General features: G+C 61.5%; 9 protein-coding genes. 5 read left to right on the top strand and 4 right to left on the bottom strand.

The window, feature by feature from the left end:
• Positions 1-71: 71 nt before the first annotated feature.
• The 4 genes from CRI93_RS10245 to CRI93_RS10230 all read right to left on the bottom strand — a co-directional run bounded on the left by CRI93_RS10245 (position 72) and on the right by CRI93_RS10230 (position 3,641).
• Positions 72-869: a PspA/IM30 family protein gene (locus CRI93_RS10245; protein ID WP_098062545.1), complete on the bottom strand. Its 798-nt coding sequence runs from the start codon at positions 867-869 to the stop codon at positions 72-74.
• 159 nt (positions 870-1,028) lie between these two features.
• Complete coding sequence (locus tag CRI93_RS10240) at positions 1,029-2,378, bottom strand: thymidine phosphorylase (protein WP_098062544.1); 1,350 nt, start codon at positions 2,376-2,378, stop codon at positions 1,029-1,031.
• Positions 2,379-2,567: 189 nt separating this feature from the next.
• Positions 2,568-2,822 carry a 50S ribosomal protein L31 gene (gene rpmE, locus CRI93_RS10235; protein WP_098062543.1) on the bottom strand — a complete coding sequence of 85 codons (255 nt, stop codon included), beginning with the start codon at positions 2,820-2,822 and terminating at the stop codon, positions 2,568-2,570.
• Positions 2,823-2,984: 162 nt separating this feature from the next.
• A complete protein-coding gene (locus CRI93_RS10230) occupies positions 2,985-3,641 on the bottom strand; it encodes a hypothetical protein (protein ID WP_098062542.1) in 657 nt (218 codons plus the stop codon).
• Between the two features lie 686 nt (positions 3,642-4,327).
• On the opposite strand from CRI93_RS10230, the gene dnaX reads away from it, so the two are divergent.
• From dnaX to sov, 5 genes are all read left to right on the top strand, one after another.
• The gene (gene dnaX / locus CRI93_RS10225; RefSeq protein WP_098062541.1) at positions 4,328-6,652 is read left to right on the top strand and encodes a DNA polymerase III subunit gamma/tau; all 2,325 of its coding nucleotides are present in this window, start codon (positions 4,328-4,330) and stop codon (positions 6,650-6,652) included.
• A gap of 121 nt (positions 6,653-6,773) precedes the next feature.
• Positions 6,774-7,115 carry a YbaB/EbfC family nucleoid-associated protein gene (locus CRI93_RS10220; protein WP_098062540.1) on the top strand — a complete coding sequence of 114 codons (342 nt, stop codon included), beginning with the start codon at positions 6,774-6,776 and terminating at the stop codon, positions 7,113-7,115.
• Between the two features lie 69 nt (positions 7,116-7,184).
• Positions 7,185-7,901 (top strand): recombination mediator RecR, encoded by a 717-nt coding sequence (locus CRI93_RS10215; protein ID WP_098062539.1) that lies wholly within the window; start codon positions 7,185-7,187, stop codon positions 7,899-7,901.
• A 92-nt stretch (positions 7,902-7,993) separates the two neighbouring features.
• Positions 7,994-9,196, top strand: coding sequence for a saccharopine dehydrogenase family protein (locus CRI93_RS10210; RefSeq protein ID WP_098062538.1), 1,203 nt, complete (start codon positions 7,994-7,996; stop codon positions 9,194-9,196).
• 373 nt (positions 9,197-9,569) lie between these two features.
• Positions 9,570-17,273, top strand: coding sequence for a T9SS outer membrane translocon Sov/SprA (sov, locus tag CRI93_RS10205; protein ID WP_098062537.1), 7,704 nt, complete (start codon positions 9,570-9,572; stop codon positions 17,271-17,273).
• The last annotated feature ends 103 nt before the right edge of the window (positions 17,274-17,376 follow it).

Here is a 17,376-nt window from a genome sequence, read left to right as displayed (position 1 = left end):
TGTGTAGAAGGATCTCCGTACGCAACAGCGCCACGACGCACAGGGAGCTGTTGGATGCGTGGGACCCGGTGCTACTCCGACTGTGTGCGCTGCTGCTTGCCAATGGTCTTCTGCGGCTCGCTCTCTTCAAGTTCGTCGGGCAGATCGATGGAGTCCTCCGACTCGGTGGCGCGGTCCGATTTGTCGCGTTCAGCGCCTGCATTCATCTCCATCTTGAACTGGTCAACGAGCTCTGCGGCTCGCATCTCTTCGGCGTCTTCTTCAATTTGCAGGGCCTCCGAATCCACCGAATCCAGCGCCAGCTCCATGCGGGCTTCGTTCTCGGCGGTTTCGCGGTTCAGCTTCTGCACCATCTCGTCGTGCGTCTGGTCGAGGCCGGTGACCTCGAACTGCTCCAGCGTATCCGCAATTTCGGACTGCCACTTGGCCTGCTCGTGGGCCCGCAGTGCATCTTGCGCCTCCTGGATTTTTTTCTCCTTCTCGCGCATGAACGACTTCTTGACTTTCAGCGCCTTCTCATACGCTTTCTCAGCGTGCTGAAGCTGCTTCTGCGTACGCTCCATGCTCTCTTTCTCTTTTTCGAGGCGCATGGCGTACTTGCGCGCAATGTCCTCACGATCGGACTGAATGGCGCTTTTGATGCGCGAGGTGAGCTGCTGCACCTGATCTTCGGATTTCTCCGCCTCCTTGCGCAGCATAATCATGTTCGCTTTCACCGTGGCGATGTTTTCGTTCATTTCGGGGACCTGGTCGTTAAGCTCCCGAATGTTCTGTTCGAGCACCAGGCGGGGGTTCTCCATCGCAGAAACGGCTCCCCCAAAGATAGAACGAATCGCTCGCTTAAAACGCGCCCAGATGGATAAGATCATAACAATGCAGCCAGTTGAAAAGTAGCGTGAGGCGGCCCACACGCAACAGCGCTCAAAGCACCGCTGCGTTTAGCCGTTTGAGGCGGGCCCGTTGATTGGGGACATCTTGTGCATCTCTATCTACTATACAACAACACAAATTGTTACGGTGCAAGCCACCTACACCTGACTCGCCCATCCCGCAGGCGTGTAGCGGTCCCACACTGCCGCGCTACGCTCGGGGGCGGCGTCGCCCACGGTGTAGGCGTCGCGAAGCGCCTCGGCAAAAGCGTCGAGCTGTTCGGTGCGGTCGGTGTACAGCTGCGCGAGTACGTCGCCGGGAGCTACGGCTTCGCCAATGTGCGCCTGTAGCGTAAGTCCAGCGGTGGGATCCACCGTGTCCTCTTTAGTGCGGCGGCCCGCCCCCAGGTCCACCGCGAGGTGCCCAATTGCCAGCGCGTCAATTTCATTGACGGTACCGCGCATGCCCTTAGGAGCGGTGACGGTAGCCACGGGCTCGGCGTCGGGCCGCGTGCTGGGATCGTTGATCGCAGAGACGTCGCCGCCTTGTGCCTCCACCAGCGTACGCAGGCAGTCGAGCGCCGCGCCGGAGGCCACTGCCTCACGTGCGTGCTGGCGTCCGGCCTCGGGCGTATCGGCCACGCCGCCCAGCGCCAGCATTTCGCCCGCCAGAGCGTAGGTAACCTCCATGAGCGGGGTGTCGTCGTGTTCGCCACGCAGGCACGCCACGCTCTCGGCCACCTCGGGCCAGTTGCCCACCGCACGTCCAAGCGGAGCATTCATGTCGGTAAGGAGCGCCACAGTGGGGGTGTCGTGGCCCTCGCCAATGGCTACAAGCGTCTCGGCCAGCGTGCGCGCATCGGCCTCCGTCTTCATGAAGGCGCCGCGCCCGCACTTCACGTCGAGCACGAGCGCGTCGATGCCCTCGGCCAGCTTCTTGCTCATAATGGACGCCGCAATGAGCGGGATAGACTCGACGGTGCCGGTTACGTCGCGCAGCGCGTAGAGCTTGCGGTCGGCGGGCGCCATCTCCTCCGTCTGCCCAATCAGCACAATGCCAATGTCGTCGAGCTGCTGCTTGTAGGCGGCCATCGACAGGTCGGTGCGAAAGCCGGGAATGGACTCCAGCTTATCGAGCGTGCCGCCGGTATGGCCCAGTCCGCGACCCGACACCATAGGCACGGGCACGCCCTGCGAGGCCACAATCGGGGCCAGGATGAGCGAGACCTTGTCGCCGACGCCGCCGGTGGAGTGCTTGTCGACCTTGATGCCGGATGTGCCGCTGAGGTCGAGCACGGTGCCAGAATGCAGCATGGCGTCGGTGAGGGCTGCAGCCTCGGCATCACTCAAGCCCTGCAGAAACGCCGCCATAATGAAGGCGCTCATCTGATAGTCGGGCACCTCGCCTGCGGTGTAGGCATCCACGAGGCGGGTAATGTCGTCGGGCGCTACGGACTGGCCGTCGCGCTTCTGCGTAATGAGGGCAACAGGGTTTAGCGGCGTGCTCATGGAGCAAGGGAGGTTGAGTTCGCAAAAATAGATGGGGGCACCGTGACGGATCAACAGGAGCAAGGTGGACGCACAACGTGGGGACTCCACGCGCATGCTTCACAATGCGCTGTAAATAGAAAAGGGCGGCCTGCCTACACAGGTCGCCCTTCCGACACAGCTCGAAGCGGGATGCTCCGAGATAATATACTACGCGTCGTCGCTGTCGTCCTCGGCGTCGTCATTGTCGTCATTGTCGTTCTTGAGGCCGTAGCGCCGGTTAAACTTCTCGACGCGTCCGGCGGTATCTACAAACTGACGCCGTCCGGTGTAGAATGGGTGGTTGGTAGAGTCCACATCCGACTCGTACGCCTCGACGTCGAGGGTCGAACGGGTTTCGATGGTCGACCCATCGGACAACTGAACGGTCAGCGCGGTGTATTTGGGGTGCAGTTCGTTCTTCATGGGTTTGGTACAGGCCCTTAGCAATATCCGGGGTGCGGCTACAGTGGTCAGATGTGTATGCACGGCATCTTAAAGCCGAAAGTTTCCGTGCGTGTCTTGCCAGGGCACGAAGAGCCTGCTAAGTCCCACGAGAAAGCTATGTAGTGCACCGACGACACGCCTTCATGGCAACGTATACGGCACCTTGCTGACCGTATATACCACATCCTCGGTCTCCTCTGTCAGGAGTTGCATAATGTGCGCTCCGGTAAGGTGAACAATCTGATGCTCAACGGTCTGGGCGGCTTGCTTTGTGCCATCATGGTCGTACACCTGTACGCGCCATACCCCATCGGCACCTGTTCCACGCCGCGAAGCAACTACCACATGGTCATCCGTAACGTGCAGATGCTCCACAAATTCGATGTCGCTCTCTACCAGCGGCAGTAGGTCCTCAGGGGCAAGCGATGCGACCTCATCGGCAGTTGGAAGCGCAAGGTCAATCTCAAACGACGAGAATTGCTCAGCCTCGCGGTCATATCGAACAATCTTAGGGGATAACGGAAGCGCAAAATACACCGATGTCTCATGCGTTTCCACAGGCGTTCGCACACTGAGCGGGACGGGAAACGAAACCGGATCAAGGTCGGCCAACGTGAATGACGTCTCGACCACAACGGACCCTTCTGCAGGTTCATCCTCTACCTCCTGTTCGCGCTCAACCCGGAAGAAAAGCGGCGTATCGGGCTCGGTCTGCGATGTGTACTGCCCTCGCGCAAGAAACAGGTTCGACTCGGTACTGGCAAGCCCCGTGGCACGATGAACTTCAGAGGTCTGCATTTGCCCCGTACACGCCCCCGATGCAAAATTGTACGCTAAAACTCGTTGCTGCCCCCGATCAAGCCCAAAAAGCAGCGACGCGTATCGACCCGTGGTCAAAATCGACTGGTGTTCGCAGGGGCCCTGGCCTTGCTCGCCAAGATCGGTTGCGTACGCACCATTGACAAAAAGCGCAAGACGCCCCGCTCTGTCAGCAATGACGAGGGAGTCTTGCCCTACCGGTTGAACAAAATTAACTGCATTAAGCGGGGCTTCCGTATCTTGAATAGGCACCTGTTGCGGGGCTCCCAATTCAATAGACTGTGCATGCACGCCGAAAACCCAGGAGCTCGATAGAAAAAGAACGACCAGTATAAAGTTTGACAGACGCATAGCTACTGTGTGGATTATATCTTTAATACTATGATATTAGTATTTCTAATGTGTAAACTATAGATCATGAAAGTCAAATGCAATGGACATTACCCACGCGCCGCAGGATTCGCGTGCATCTCCGTCGGACAACACGACCAGGACAGGTCCGATGCTGGAAGTCTTCCATTCGCTCCCGGCCCCCCACCGCGCAACGACACCTTCACTATGTCGTAGCATACGCACCACACAGAGTTGACGGCATGTAGCCCACGTTGTATATTGCATGCTTCGCATCTGTACTCGCCCGTTCTGTTTGCCGCCTCGCCTACGCCATGGCCGACCGCTATCTCGTTACCGCCCGCAAGTACCGCCCCGCGGTGTTCTCGGATCTGGTGGCCCAAGACCATGTGGCCGACACGCTCAAAAATGCGCTGCGCATGGATCGCCTGGCGCACGCCTACCTGTTTAGCGGACCGCGCGGCGTGGGCAAGACCACCGCAGCGCGCATCCTGGCGAAAGCCATCAACTGCGAAACGCCGCTGGAGGAGCGCCCCGACAAGGCCGAGCCCTGCTGCGAATGCGATTCGTGCCAGTCGTTCGAGGACGGACGCAGCCTCAACATCTTCGAGATCGACGCCGCCTCCAACAACAAGGTCGATGACATCCGCGAGCTGCGCGAGTCGGTGCGCATTCCGCCGCAGGGCAGCCAGAAGAAGGTGTACATCATCGACGAGGTGCACATGCTCTCGAACTCGGCGTTCAACGCGCTGCTGAAAACGCTCGAAGAGCCGCCGCCGCATGTGCTGTTCATCTTCGCGACCACCGAGCCGCACAAAGTGCTGCCCACCATCCTGTCGCGGTGCCAGCGGTTCGACTTTCGGCGCATTCCGGTGCCCCGCATCGTCACGCGCCTGCGCCACATCTGCGAGACCGAGGGCATCGAAGCCGACGAAGAATCGCTCATGCTCATCGCCCGCAAAGGGGATGGTGCTCTGCGCGATGCCCTCAGCGCCTTCGATCAGGCCGTCTCGCTCTGCGGCGAAACCCTCACCTACAGCGAACTGGCCCAGGCGCTCGGCGTCGTGGACCGCGACCTCTTCTTTGACCTGGTCGACCATGTCGCCAACCAGAACAGCGGCGGTGTGCTGCAGCTCGTGCAGCGCGTGATGAGCACCGGCTACGACTTGCAAGAATTCCTGGCCGGACTCACCGAGCACCTGCGTCACCTGCTCGTAGCGCACACGCTGGGCCCGGAGGCCCTCTCCGACATCGCCGAGAGCGCCCGTCCGCGCTACGTGGAAAGCAGCCAGCGCTTTAGCGAGGCCGACCTGCTGCGCCTGCTCATGATCGTGGGCGATGCCGAAACCGACGTGAAGCAGAGCAGCCAGCCGCGCCTGAAGCTCGAACTCGCGCTGCTCAACATGGCGCACCTCAGCCGCGCGGGCGATCTCCAAAACGCCCTCGACCAGCTCAGCACACTCGAAGCCCACGCCGAAAACGGCACGCTGCCTACCGCTGCCCCTGTGCAGGAATCATCATCGTCCGGTTCTCAGGAGGAAACCGAAGGCACGGCGCCCCAGCCAACACCCGATCCGCCCCCCGCCAGCGATTCCACGCCCCAGGCAGCAGACGCCTCGCAGGAACAGGCGCGCGGCTCCACGCCGTCGAGCCCATCCGCCCGCTCTCCGGAAGATACCTCCCCCGGCAGCGCCACGGCCAAGCCGACCCCGAGCCCCGAGCCGAGCGAGCCGGGTGATGCCTCTGCCCCCGAATCCACCACGAGCGAACCCGACACGGGCACGGAGCCCGAGCCCACAGCCGACGACCTGACGGCCCGCGCCGCCGAACCAGCCCGCACGCCGCGCCCCGATGCCCCAAATCCTGCGAAAGACGCGCAGGAGGAGCCCGATGCCGCTGCTTCCCCTCAACCCACGCCCGACTCCACCGACGCTGCCCCCCCCGAACACAAGTCCGACGCCGACGACCAAACCGACGACGACACTTTTGCAGCCCCTGAGGATGCGGAGGCGCCTGAGGACACAACACCTGCCTCCCCCAACGATGACACGCCCGACGCGCCGCCCTCGGAGCCTGCATCGTCGGAGACTCCCGCAGACAACGACGCCGGATACCACGACCTGTTCAACCCGCCGGCGCTATCGGACGACGACAGCGCCTCGGGTGATGGTGCGCCCCAGAACACCATGCAAGAAGCCTCTGCCCCCGGCTTTTCGAATCCGGGTCCGGCGGTGGCCACCGAGCCCGACACCGGCACCGCGCTGCTGCAGACCCTGACCGATGCCTGGGCGCAGTACGTAGAGCGCGTGAAAGACGAGCGCAAAGGCGTGGGCAGCCTGCTGGGCGAGGCGCGTCCGGCCCGCTGCGCCAACGGCACGCTGCGCCTGACCGTACCCAAACAGCTGCATCTCGACACGCTAATGGGCTGCACCGATCTGCTCCGCGCCCACCTGCCCGACGCAGTGGCCGATGCCGTGGATGGCATCGAGATCGACGTGCAGGCCCCGGAGCCCGACGCATCGTCCTCGTCCACCAGCGATACGCCCGCCGACCCGCGCGCTCAGATGCAGGCCCTGCGCGCCAAGTACGACGGACTCAACACCCTTTTCACTATGTTTAAGGCCGAACCCGTGTGGTAGCCGTCGGCTCATCTGGATGGCTGCGGATCGACCACCTGCGTTGCACGTTGCACCGTTCATGTTGCGAACGCAGCAACTTCTTTTGCTCTCACGTTCTCTTTCTATATCTCTCTACAGCGCTATGGCTAACGGTGGACCTAACATGGGCGACATGTTCAAGAAAATGATGGACATGCAGAAGAAAATGACGGAAGCCCAGGACGAACTCGCTGAAAAGACGGTGACCGCTGAAGCAGGCGGAGGCATGGTCAAGGTAACGGCCAACGGCAACCAGACGATTACGGCCATCGAGATTGAGCCGGAAGCCGTGGACCCCGACGACATTGAGTTGCTCGAAGACCTCGTGATTGCGGGTGTGAACAAGGCGCTCGAAGAGGCCTCGAATATGGCGCAGCAAGAAATGAAGAACTCGATGGGCGGCATGCTACCTCCGGGCATGGATCTGAGCCAACTCGGAATGTAGCTCCACACGTCGCCTTAACGGGCTTCGTTGTGCTCCATCGCGCCCCCCTTCTGCTCCCTGTGCTGGCTCATGCAGTTTACGTCCGAATCGGTAGAAACGCTGGTGGAAGAGCTGGCGAAGCTGCCCACCATTGGTCGCAAGACCGCGCAGCGCCTCACCAACCACGTGCTCAAAATGCCGCGTGCGGAGGTCGAGGCGCTCGCCAGTGCCCTGGTCGACGTCAAGGATCAGGTGATGCAGTGCTCCACCTGCTTTGTGGTAACCGACCAAGACCCGTGCCCGATCTGCAGCTCGCACCGGCGCAGCCGGGCCACCATCTGTGTGGTGGAGGAGTCGAGCGATCTGCTCGCTATTGAGCGCACCGGCGATTACAACGGCCTCTACCATGTGCTGGGCGGCGTCATCTCGCCGCTGGACGGGGTCGGTCCGGACGATCTGCGCATCCGCGAGCTGGCACAACGCATCGACCCGTCGTTCCCCGACGGCCCCAGCGGAGACGGCGCCCCCGATGCGCCGTCTTCGGATGCCGCCCCCGACGCAGATGCCTCCGACACAGATGCTCCTGAGGGCGACGACGCGCCCGAGCCGGTGCCGGTTGAGGAGGTCATTCTGGCCGTGAACCCGAACGTGGAGGGCGATACCACAGCGTACTACATCGCACAGCTGTTGGAGCCGTTCGATGTAGCGCTGACGCGCATTGCGCGCGGGCTTCCCATCGGGGGCGATCTGGAGTATGCCGACGAGGCGACTCTGGCGCGAGCGCTCGAAGGACGCGGCGCGGTGTAGCGGTGTGAGGGGGCTCTGCTACGCATTCCCCAGCACGCTTTCCGCTCCATCCGCACGAGGGTTCATCTTATTCCTACTTAGCTGGACGAATCATGACCATTACTGTCGTTGGAGCCGGGGCCATTGGGGCCGCTGTGGTACGCGAACTGTGCCGCCACGATGACGTGGATCAGGTGCAGGTGTGCGATACGCGGTCGCGGTCGCTGCAAACCTTGCACGATTCGGTGGAGCACAACGGCGCGCTGCGTTCGTTTCAGGTCGACGCCCGCGATCTGGGAGTGCTCTCGCAGATTGTGCGCGAGAGCAACTGCGTGGTGAGCGGCGCGCCCTCTGAACTTAATCCGGACCTGGCGGAGCTGTGCCTGGATCTGGGCGTCAACTTCTGCGATCTGGGGGGCAACGAAGACATCGTAAAACAGGAGTTGGCCCTGGACGAGCGCGCCCGCGAGAAGGCCGTCTGGATTGTGCCGAACTGCGGGCTGGCTCCAGGCCTGGTGAACGTGCTCACCATGCGCGGCATAGAGCAGTTCGACCGGGCTACGGCTGCGTCTATTCGGGTGGGCGATGTGCCACTGCATCCCGAACCGCCCTTCAACTTTCGCATCTCATGGTCGGCCGAGCGCATCATTGACGACTACACGCGCCCGGCCCAGCACATTGCAGATGGCAACCTCGTTGAGGTGGATGCGCTCTCGGGGGATGAGACCATCCACTTTGATGGGCCGTTCGATAACATGGAGGCCTTCAACACCCAGGGCGGCCTCTCGACCCTCACCGACACCCTCGATGGACGTGTGCCGTCGTTCGACCACAAAACCATCCGCTGGCCCGGCCATGCGCACCAAATGCGCTTTGTGATTGGGCTCGGCTTCGGCCAAGAACGCAAAATTGGCGTGCGCACGCACCTGACGTACCGTGACCTGCTCGTTCGCCGCATGCGCGAGCGCCTGAGTGGCGACTATGAAGACGCCGTACTCATGCGGGTCATGATACAAGGTGAAAAAGATGGCGCCTCCAAAACGCTCGTCTACGAAATGATTGAGCGCTACAACGAGACGGACAACCTTACCGCTATGATGCGTTGCACCAGCATTCCCATCGTGGTTGTGGCAAAAATGATTGCTGGTCACACGATCTCGGAAGGCGGCGCCCGCGTGCCGGAGGCAATCGTACCCAAAGAGGACTACTGCGACGCGCTGCGCGACCACGGATTGAACATCACCGAAACGTGGTACGACGGCCATGTGCGCATCACCGACAAGGAGCCCATGGATGCAGCGCCGGCCTCATCGTAGCGTCCCGCTAACAGACGATTGGGGCCTCTCCGTCTGCCGCTGCTCCTCTCATGCTCCTCTCAACTGCGCATCCGAACGACCTGGGCGCCCCCTCCGATCTGAGTAGGTTTTCATTTGCGATCGAGCCCGTATTCAGTTACATTGTCGTTCCAATTGTGCCCCGCTGCAGCTTTGCGTGGCACGCTTCGCCACTTCGAACCGGAACCGCTGCTGCGTATCGGCACACACTGCTACCACGTTCTTCCACGCTGCCCACGAATAGGCAGCCCCGTCCACTGACCGGTTGGACCTGCACCTACTCTTGCTGTATCTGGGATTTGTGCCGTTGCGCTTCGTTGCTGTACGTTCTGCTTTAAGGTCGCCCTGGGGCATTATGCTCCAGCTTTCAGGCTGCCTGGCTGTCTCGCTCGCGCTGTGGGGCAATGCGCTTGCCGTGCCGCTTGCCGATGATCGGCCCGACGCCTCATTTACCCAGGCATTGCAGGACGTGCCACCATCGCCTGCACGCAACGCCTCCGCCCCCGACACATTCGCAGCGCCACCTCGCCCCGTAGAGCGCGACACCACAGAGCGCGACACCACCTGGCATATCGGCGGGCTCCGCGCCGACACGCTGCTCGCCCCAGCAGATGACTCCCTTACTACCGACACGACGTATACCCGCGCCGAACGGTTGCTCCCTTCGCGCACCGGTCCCGTGCCCTTCACCGAGCGCCCGGCGTCTCGCATCTACCCACGCCGCTCCCCTCCAACCGCCGAGCTCGACACGCTCACGTTTGGCACCGAGCGCGAGGCGTACCGCCTCACCCGCCCCGATGGAACATCCCTACGCGTAGACGCAGCTACCTATCGGGCCGAGCGGCGCGCAGCCGACCGTGCGTCTTCTTGGCGCGAGCTCGCTGAAACGCGGCGCCAGCAGTCTGCCGAAGGTGGCCCGGTGCTGGGCCTCAACGTGGTCGTGCCAGGGGGACGTAGCAGCGCGTTCTCGACCGTGTTCGGGTCGCCCGAGGTTGACCTGCGGGTGGTGGGCAACGCCAACATCGACGCGGGCTTTATCTATCGCACCAGCCAAGAGCGCGCCGCCACCACCGGCGATGCCGGACAGATCGACCCCAACTTTGGCCAGGACCTCCAGCTCGGCATTACGGGCACCATCGGCGACAAGCTCGACATTAATATCGACTGGGATACCAACAACCCGTTCGATTATCAGAACCAGGTCAGCCTTCTCTACACGGGCTACGAAGATGAAATTTTGCAGCGGGTGGAGGCCGGGAATGTGTTTCTGGATACCCCGTCGTCGCTCATTCGCGGTGGGCAGAGCCTCTTTGGCATCAAGAGCGCGCTTCAGTTTGGTAATCTGAGCCTAACTGCCGTAGCAAGCCAGCAGGAAGGGCAAGGTAACACGCTCTCGATTGAAGGCGGCGCCGAGAGCACCGAGTTCGACCTGAAAGCAACCGACTACGACAACGGCAAGCACTTCTTCCTGAGCTACTACTTCCGCAACCGCTGGAACGACGCACTTGAAAATCCCAATGCGGTAACGACCTTCGATGGCTTCGACCGTATTACGGATGTAGAGGTGTGGCGCCTGGAAACGGCCCCCGACCCCGATGCCCAGAACGTACGTCGCAGCGTGGCGATGGTCGACATCGGCGAGCCGGTTGAAGTCCTCACAGAGGCCGACGGCTTTACCACGCCGGTGCTACCGGCCAACGCCAACCACCAGTACAGCACCGCCAACCTCGAAACGCTTCGCGATGGCGATACCGCTACGCCGTCGGAGGTCCTTACGGGCGGCACACTGCCTGAATCGCTCAACGAGCAGGACTTTCAGGTCGGTTCGTACCGCCTTCTCTCTGAAGGGCGCGACTACACCCTCAACAGCCGCCTCGGGTATATCTCGCTGCAGCAGAGCCTGCGCTCAAACGAGGCTATTGCCGTAGCCTTTCGCTACCGGGAGGGCGCCGAATCGGTGCAGGTCGGCGACTTTACCGCCGACAGCGGCGGCTCCACCGGAGGTGTGAACAGCGACCGCCTCGTGCTCAAGCTCATTCGACCGTCGAATCCGGTGCAGCCAAGCACGCAGACCAACCCGGCGGCCTGGTACCTGGAGATGCGCAACATCTACCCGCTCCGTGGGCGCAACTTCGACGCCGACAACTTCGAGCTCGACATCGACTACGCGCCCTCTGGACAGTCGGCCTCCAACACAATTACCGAAGTGACTGGTCAAACGCCGCTCCTGCAGGCCTTGGGCCTCGACCGCCTCGACCAAGACGGCAGTCTGCGCCCCGATAACGAGTTCGACTTTATTCCGGGCGTTACTATTGAGCCGAGTACCGGGCTGCTCATCTTTCCGTATCTGGAGCCATTCGGGCAGCGGATTATTGACGTAGCCACCGAAAGCGGCAGTTCGGCCGCTACCGGCGAGGAATTTGCCTTTCGCGACCTGTATCGCCTCAAGCAAGAAACCGCCCGCGATAACAGCGGCGACAACGTCTATCAGATTCGAGGCTCGTTCCAAAGCAGTGTGCAGGAGTTCTTCGACCTGGATGCGTTTGCCGGTATCGTACAGGGCTCAGTAGAGGTGCAGTCGGGCGGCACCACCCTGCAAGAGGGTGTCGACTACGTGGTCGACTACCAGGGTGGCACGGTAAGCATTACGAACCCAACGTACCTGACCGCCGGACGCGACATTGAGATTAACTACGAGGAGAATACGCTGGCCCAGATTCAGCAGAAAACGCTGCTGGGCGCGCGGGCCGACTACAGCGTGCGCGAGCGCCTTTCGGTGGGCGCTACCCTGATGCGCCTGAGCGAGCGTGCCCCTACCGACAAGTTTCGGATTGGCGAGGAGCCCATCCAAAACACCATCTGGGGCGTGGATGGAACCGTTGACCTCGAACCCGACTGGCTCACGCGTACGGTCGATGCCCTGCCGCTCCTCCAGACCCGCGCCGACAGCCGCGTCTCGGTCTCGGGCGAGTTTGCGCAGTTGCGTCCGGGCCACGCCGAAACAAATGCCTTCACCCGCGCTCGCGAAGACCTCCAAGACGAAGGCTTCGACTTCGACTCCGACGAGCTGAGCGGCGTCTCGTTTATCGACGACTTCGAAGGCTTCCGGAACACCTTCTCGCTGCGCGCCCAGCCGGAGGCGTGGACGGTGTCTGCCCCTCCGCTTTTTCCGGGCGAATCCCCCGAATCTCCTACCCTGACCGATGACTCGCTGCGCACCAACTGGCGCGGCCTCTTCGGATGGTACCAGCTCAATACCAGCAACCGCGACCGCGTGGCCGATCGCTCCTCGGTGCGAGGCAATCCTGAAGCCACCGAACTGGTTGACACGCGCGACGTGTTTCCGGGGCGCGACCTGCGCGGCGAAACCGACCCGACCCTACGCACCCTCGACCTGTACTTCTCGCCCTACCAGCGTGGCCCCTATAACTACACCCGTGCCTTAGACGAATTCATCCGCCGCCCCGACGAGGTGTGGGGCGGCATGACGCGCTCGCTGCCCGAAGGCTATACCGACTTCTCGCTCCAGAATGTGGAGTTCGTCGAGTTCATATTTAAGCCGTATCCTCAAAATGAACAGGAAGATGCCGGAGACGATGCCACCCTGCACCTGAACCTGGGCACCATCTCCGAAGATGTGATTCCCGACGGACGCCTCAATGCGGAGGACGGTCTCTCGTGCAATTTCGGTGGCACCTTTTCGTTCAACCCGTGGAGCCGCCTGCCCAGCGGCCAGCAGAACGGTACCGTAGACGTAAACGCCGGATGCACGCAAGACCTGGGGCTCAACGGGCTTGTGTCATCGCATCCTGGCGACTATCCGGAAACCCTGACCGAGCAGTTTCGCTATCGCAGCTTTCTGGATGCGCTGTCCACAGTTAACCGCGCCGGTCTTACGCCGGCCCAAGAGCAACGTCTTGATGCAGAAATTGCCCGCGCTCAACGCGACCCGGCCGCTGATGATTATCACTTCTATAGCAACAACGTTTTCTACGAGGATCCCGACTTCTTCCCACCCGCTCTCTACCCGAATGGAGCGACCATTCAGCAGCGCTTCAGCCGCTACTTTGCGGGATTGGAACTGAATACATTTGAGGGACAGAGCCGCCTGGCTACCAACGTGTCGGAGGGGCGTGGACGCTCACGCTCGCCCAACACCGAAGACCTCAGCTTCACCGGTAGCGTCGATCTCGAAAATAACTACTACGAGTACGACATTCCGCTCAGCCGTGCTACGCTCCAGGAGCAGGCTCGCCCCGAAAACACGGATAACTACATTGTGAGCGAGGTGGGCGATGGCTGGTACAAGGCGCGAGTGCCCGTGCGCGAGTTCACCCGCCGCGTGGGCGAGATCGACGACTTCAACCGCATCGAGTCGATGCGGCTGTGGACGCGCGGCCACGACGTGCCCATCACCATTCGCATGGCTTCGTTCGAGCTGGTGGGTAGCCAGTGGCAGGCCTCCGAACCGGTGGCTACCGAAGACTCGCTGATGCCGGGCCCCGGTACGCTGCAGATCTCCAGCATCAACAACGAAGAAGACCCGACGTACGCCCCGCCGCTGGGCACGATCATCGGGCGCGACCGCACCAGCCGGGGAGCGCAGCGCCTGGCGCGCGAGCAGTCGATGGTGATTAGCGTCGATGAGATGCCTGCACGGACGCAGCGCGGGGTGTTCAAGACCTACACGCAGGGCCTCGACCTGCTCAAGTACGCTAACATCCGGATGTACACGCATCTGCACGGCGCCAACTCGTCAGCGATTACAAAGGCGGCGCTTAACGACAACCTGCGCCTGTTCGTGCGGTTTGGCACCAACGAAGTCGACGACTACTACGAGTACGAGCAGCCCCTTACGGCGAGCGACCTCCCCGATGGAAGCCAAACTCGACTAGACCTGTGGCCGCGCGAGAACGAGATGAACATCACGGTGTCGGCCCTTAATCAGCTTAAGGTGGCACGCGACGCCAACGGCGCCCCCGTCGACTCGCTGTTTAGCAATGTTGGCAACGACGGTACAGTACGGGTGCCGCTGCGCGCCTCGCCCGAAGGCGCGCGCATCGGGATCAAAGGTACGCCTTCTCTCAACTCGGTGAACAACATTGTGATTGGCGTGCGACACGTCGGTGAAGACACGGTCCCCCTGCGCGATGTGACCCTCTGGGTTGACGAGCTGCGCGTGTCGGGATACGACGAGGAGGGCGGCTGGGCAGCTACGGCTCAGGCCGATGTGGAACTGGCCGATTTTGCCACTGTGCGAGGCAACTTCAACCGCAGCACCGACGGCTTCGGCGGCCTGTCGAGCACCCTGGCCGAGCGCGACCAGAGCAATACGGAATCGTGGACGCTGCGCACCGACGTGAATCTCGACAAGCTTCTTCCGGCACGCCACAACTGGCGCATCCCTGTTACCATGGAGGTGCGCTCGAATACCACTGTCCCTCGTTTCGATCCAAACCGTGGCGACGTGCGCCTGAGCGAGGTCGAGGCCCAGATCAACGACAACCCGGCGCTGGGGGAAACCGCCCGCTCGCGTGCGCTCGACAGCCTGCGCACCGCGTCCGAAACGTACAGCCTCAACCGCTCGCTTACGGTAAGCCTCGACAAGAGCAACTCATCGAGCCGGCTGATGCGCTACACGGTCGACGCGCTGGCCTTTAACGCGAGCTACAGTGACCGCGAGGGGCGCAGCCCGCGCCAGCGCATCGACAACTCGTGGCGCTGGTCGGGCAGCTTCGACTATAACGTCTCATTTGGCGAGCCGCGCACACTGAGCCCCTTCGGCTTTCTGCCCGACTGGCCGGTGCTGAAACGCTTGAGCCAGCTAAGCTGGAACTACGTGCCCGACGCGGTCGGATTCAACACCAGTGTCAATCGCTCCTTCACACGTCAACGCACCCGCTCTACGGCGCTACGCGCGAATACCAACCGCCTGCCGAATCGAATCGAGAACCCGTTTCGCGAGAATCAGCGCTTCACACACAGCCGCGGCGGGCAGCTGCAGTATACGCCATTCTCGTTCCTCTCCACCAGCTTCGATACCAATACCGAACAGAGCCTGGCCGACCTGGGCAGCCGCTTCGACCGCACCGTGCTTGTGGTAGACAGCACCCAAACCGAGATTGAACGCACCATTGATGGCAAAACCCTCGATCAGGCCCTCGCTGATGGCGACGTTACCCAGGCCCAGGTGGATGCTGGACGTGTGTTCGCCGAAGAGCGCCTACGCACCCGCTCCGAAGGCGACGTCTTCGAATCCATCTTTTTTGGAGACGGAAGCCCTCGCACCAACACCTACAACCAGCGCTTCAGCGCAACCCTGCAGCCGAGCCTGTTGGAGGGCGACGCCTTTGATTGGATTCGCCTACAAGACATCTCGTACAGCTCGAACTATCAGTGGCAGAATGCCAGTGAGGGCACACTACAGGGCGCTACGGCCACAAACCGGGTTACTCTGCGCAGCGGCATGACCTTTGACCCGAGCCGCGTGTGGGGGCGGTTCGGGTTCGTAGAGCGCTGGCGTACCGCCGTGCGCGAGCGCCAGAATGAATCGGACCGCGCACCCTCGTCCGATGATGAGGACGCTGAAGACGAAGGCGAGTCTGATGATGATGGGGCTAATGACGATGACGAAAGCGGAATTCCATTGCCCGACATTCCGCTGCCTAACCCCTTGCACCTGGGGCAGCGCCTGGCCCTTGCCATTATCGACATGTCACCGCTCTCCGTCAACTACACCGCTGACCGCACCACCACGCTCAACAACATCGGGGAGCTTCGCGACGACGGCACCGTGCAGACCTCGTACAGCCTGGTCGATGCACTACGTGGAGAAGGGCCTTCGCTTGGGTACCGATTTGGCTTTCAGCGCTCGCTCAGCAACGACCGCCGCCTGGTCGACAGCGATTCGCTCGACACGATTACATCCAACATTCTTGGCAACACCGACCGCCTGGAGGGCCGCACGGGCTTTCAGCTCAGTCCTGCCCTTCAGGTAGATCTAAACTGGAACGTGAGTTGGTCGAAAAATACCTCTACCGATCTGTTTCCCGCTCTCAACGAACGCGGCTTTCCCACAGGCGAACTGGAGCGGCGCCGCACCGAGTCGAATACCAATGCGCTTACCACCTGGGCCTTTGGGAGTTACGAGACCCTCGTGTCTCGCCAGATTGATCGGCTGCGGAGTACGCAGGACGCCGATCCGGGGACTGTGTTTGATGCGGTTGATCTGGCCCTCACGAACAAGAGCGTGGCGCTGGATACGCGTCGGGCCTACCTGAGAGGACTGGGCACCATTGGGCAGAGCGGATTCTTACCCATGCCGCTCCCTAACTGGAATGTTTCATACTCGGGCTTGGGCGACTGGCCGTTCATCCGCTCTGTCGTTAACAGCGCAACCCTGGAGCACAGCTACAGTGGGAATTTCGAGTCCCAGTTCGACCTGCGCGATACCGCTGGCGACACCACCTCGGTGGCTATAGGGGGGGCGTCTCGCTCGTACACGCGCCCCACCTACAACGTGCGAGGCACCACCATCGACCGGCAGTTCAACCCGCTCATTGGGGTCGATCTGCGCTGGTCCTCGTCGTTCAGCACCAGTATCGACTGGAATACAAGCACCACGGTGTTCCTGAGCACTTCGAACCTCAACATCGAAGAAAGCCGGACCAACGAACTCTCGCTTTCGCTAAACTTTCGGAGCCAGGGCTTCGATATTCCGCTCCTTCCACTCGGACGCGTCGACAACACCATTACGCTCTCTCTGTCAGGTAGCCGCAGGGCCGAAGACGACCAGCGCTTTCTGCTCGCAGGCGCCCTCCGGCAGGCCGCAGGCGACCCCGATTTCTCTGTAAGTCAGGCCCTGGAAGGCGATAATGTGTCGACCCAGACCGAGGCGGTGCGTACCACCATTGAGCCCAAGTTAACCTATCAGATTAGCGACCGGGTGAATGGCAGTCTGTTTATCTCGTATGAGAAGTTCGATGGCGATAACCGCCGCCCCTCGTTCACAGAAGTAGAAGGCGGCTTTACGTTCATCATTGACCTGGCCGAGAACTGAACGGATGCGCACTTCGGTGTAATCCGTGCACAGAATATCTTCAAATGCGGTCCTTCAGAGGGGATTTTCTGCAGAGGAGCTTGCGGTGACGCGACAGTGCGGT

Source organism: Longimonas halophila, assembly GCF_002554705.1.
Classification (GTDB): domain Bacteria; phylum Bacteroidota; class Rhodothermia; order Rhodothermales; family Salinibacteraceae; genus Longimonas; species Longimonas halophila.
The sequence above is the reverse complement of the archived record's forward strand: the minus strand, read 5'-3'. Positions and strand labels throughout refer to the sequence as shown.

What these genes read in the sequence shown, in the direction of transcription:
- CRI93_RS10245 (WP_098062545.1), bottom strand. Translation starts at nt 869, where the DNA reads ATGATCTTATCCATCTGGGCGCGTTTTAAGCGAGCGATTCGTTCTATC.
- CRI93_RS10240 (WP_098062544.1), bottom strand. Translation starts at nt 2,378, where the DNA reads ATGAGCACGCCGCTAAACCCTGTTGCCCTCATTACGCAGAAGCGCGAC.
- rpmE (WP_098062543.1), bottom strand. Translation starts at nt 2,822, where the DNA reads ATGAAGAACGAACTGCACCCCAAATACACCGCGCTGACCGTTCAGTTG.
- CRI93_RS10230 (WP_098062542.1), bottom strand. Translation starts at nt 3,641, where the DNA reads ATGCAGACCTCTGAAGTTCATCGTGCCACGGGGCTTGCCAGTACCGAG.
- dnaX (WP_098062541.1), top strand. Translation starts at nt 4,328, where the DNA reads ATGGCCGACCGCTATCTCGTTACCGCCCGCAAGTACCGCCCCGCGGTG.
- CRI93_RS10220 (WP_098062540.1), top strand. Translation starts at nt 6,774, where the DNA reads ATGGCTAACGGTGGACCTAACATGGGCGACATGTTCAAGAAAATGATG.
- CRI93_RS10215 (WP_098062539.1), top strand. Translation starts at nt 7,185, where the DNA reads ATGCAGTTTACGTCCGAATCGGTAGAAACGCTGGTGGAAGAGCTGGCG.
- CRI93_RS10210 (WP_098062538.1), top strand. Translation starts at nt 7,994, where the DNA reads ATGACCATTACTGTCGTTGGAGCCGGGGCCATTGGGGCCGCTGTGGTA.
- sov (WP_098062537.1), top strand. Translation starts at nt 9,570, where the DNA reads ATGCTCCAGCTTTCAGGCTGCCTGGCTGTCTCGCTCGCGCTGTGGGGC.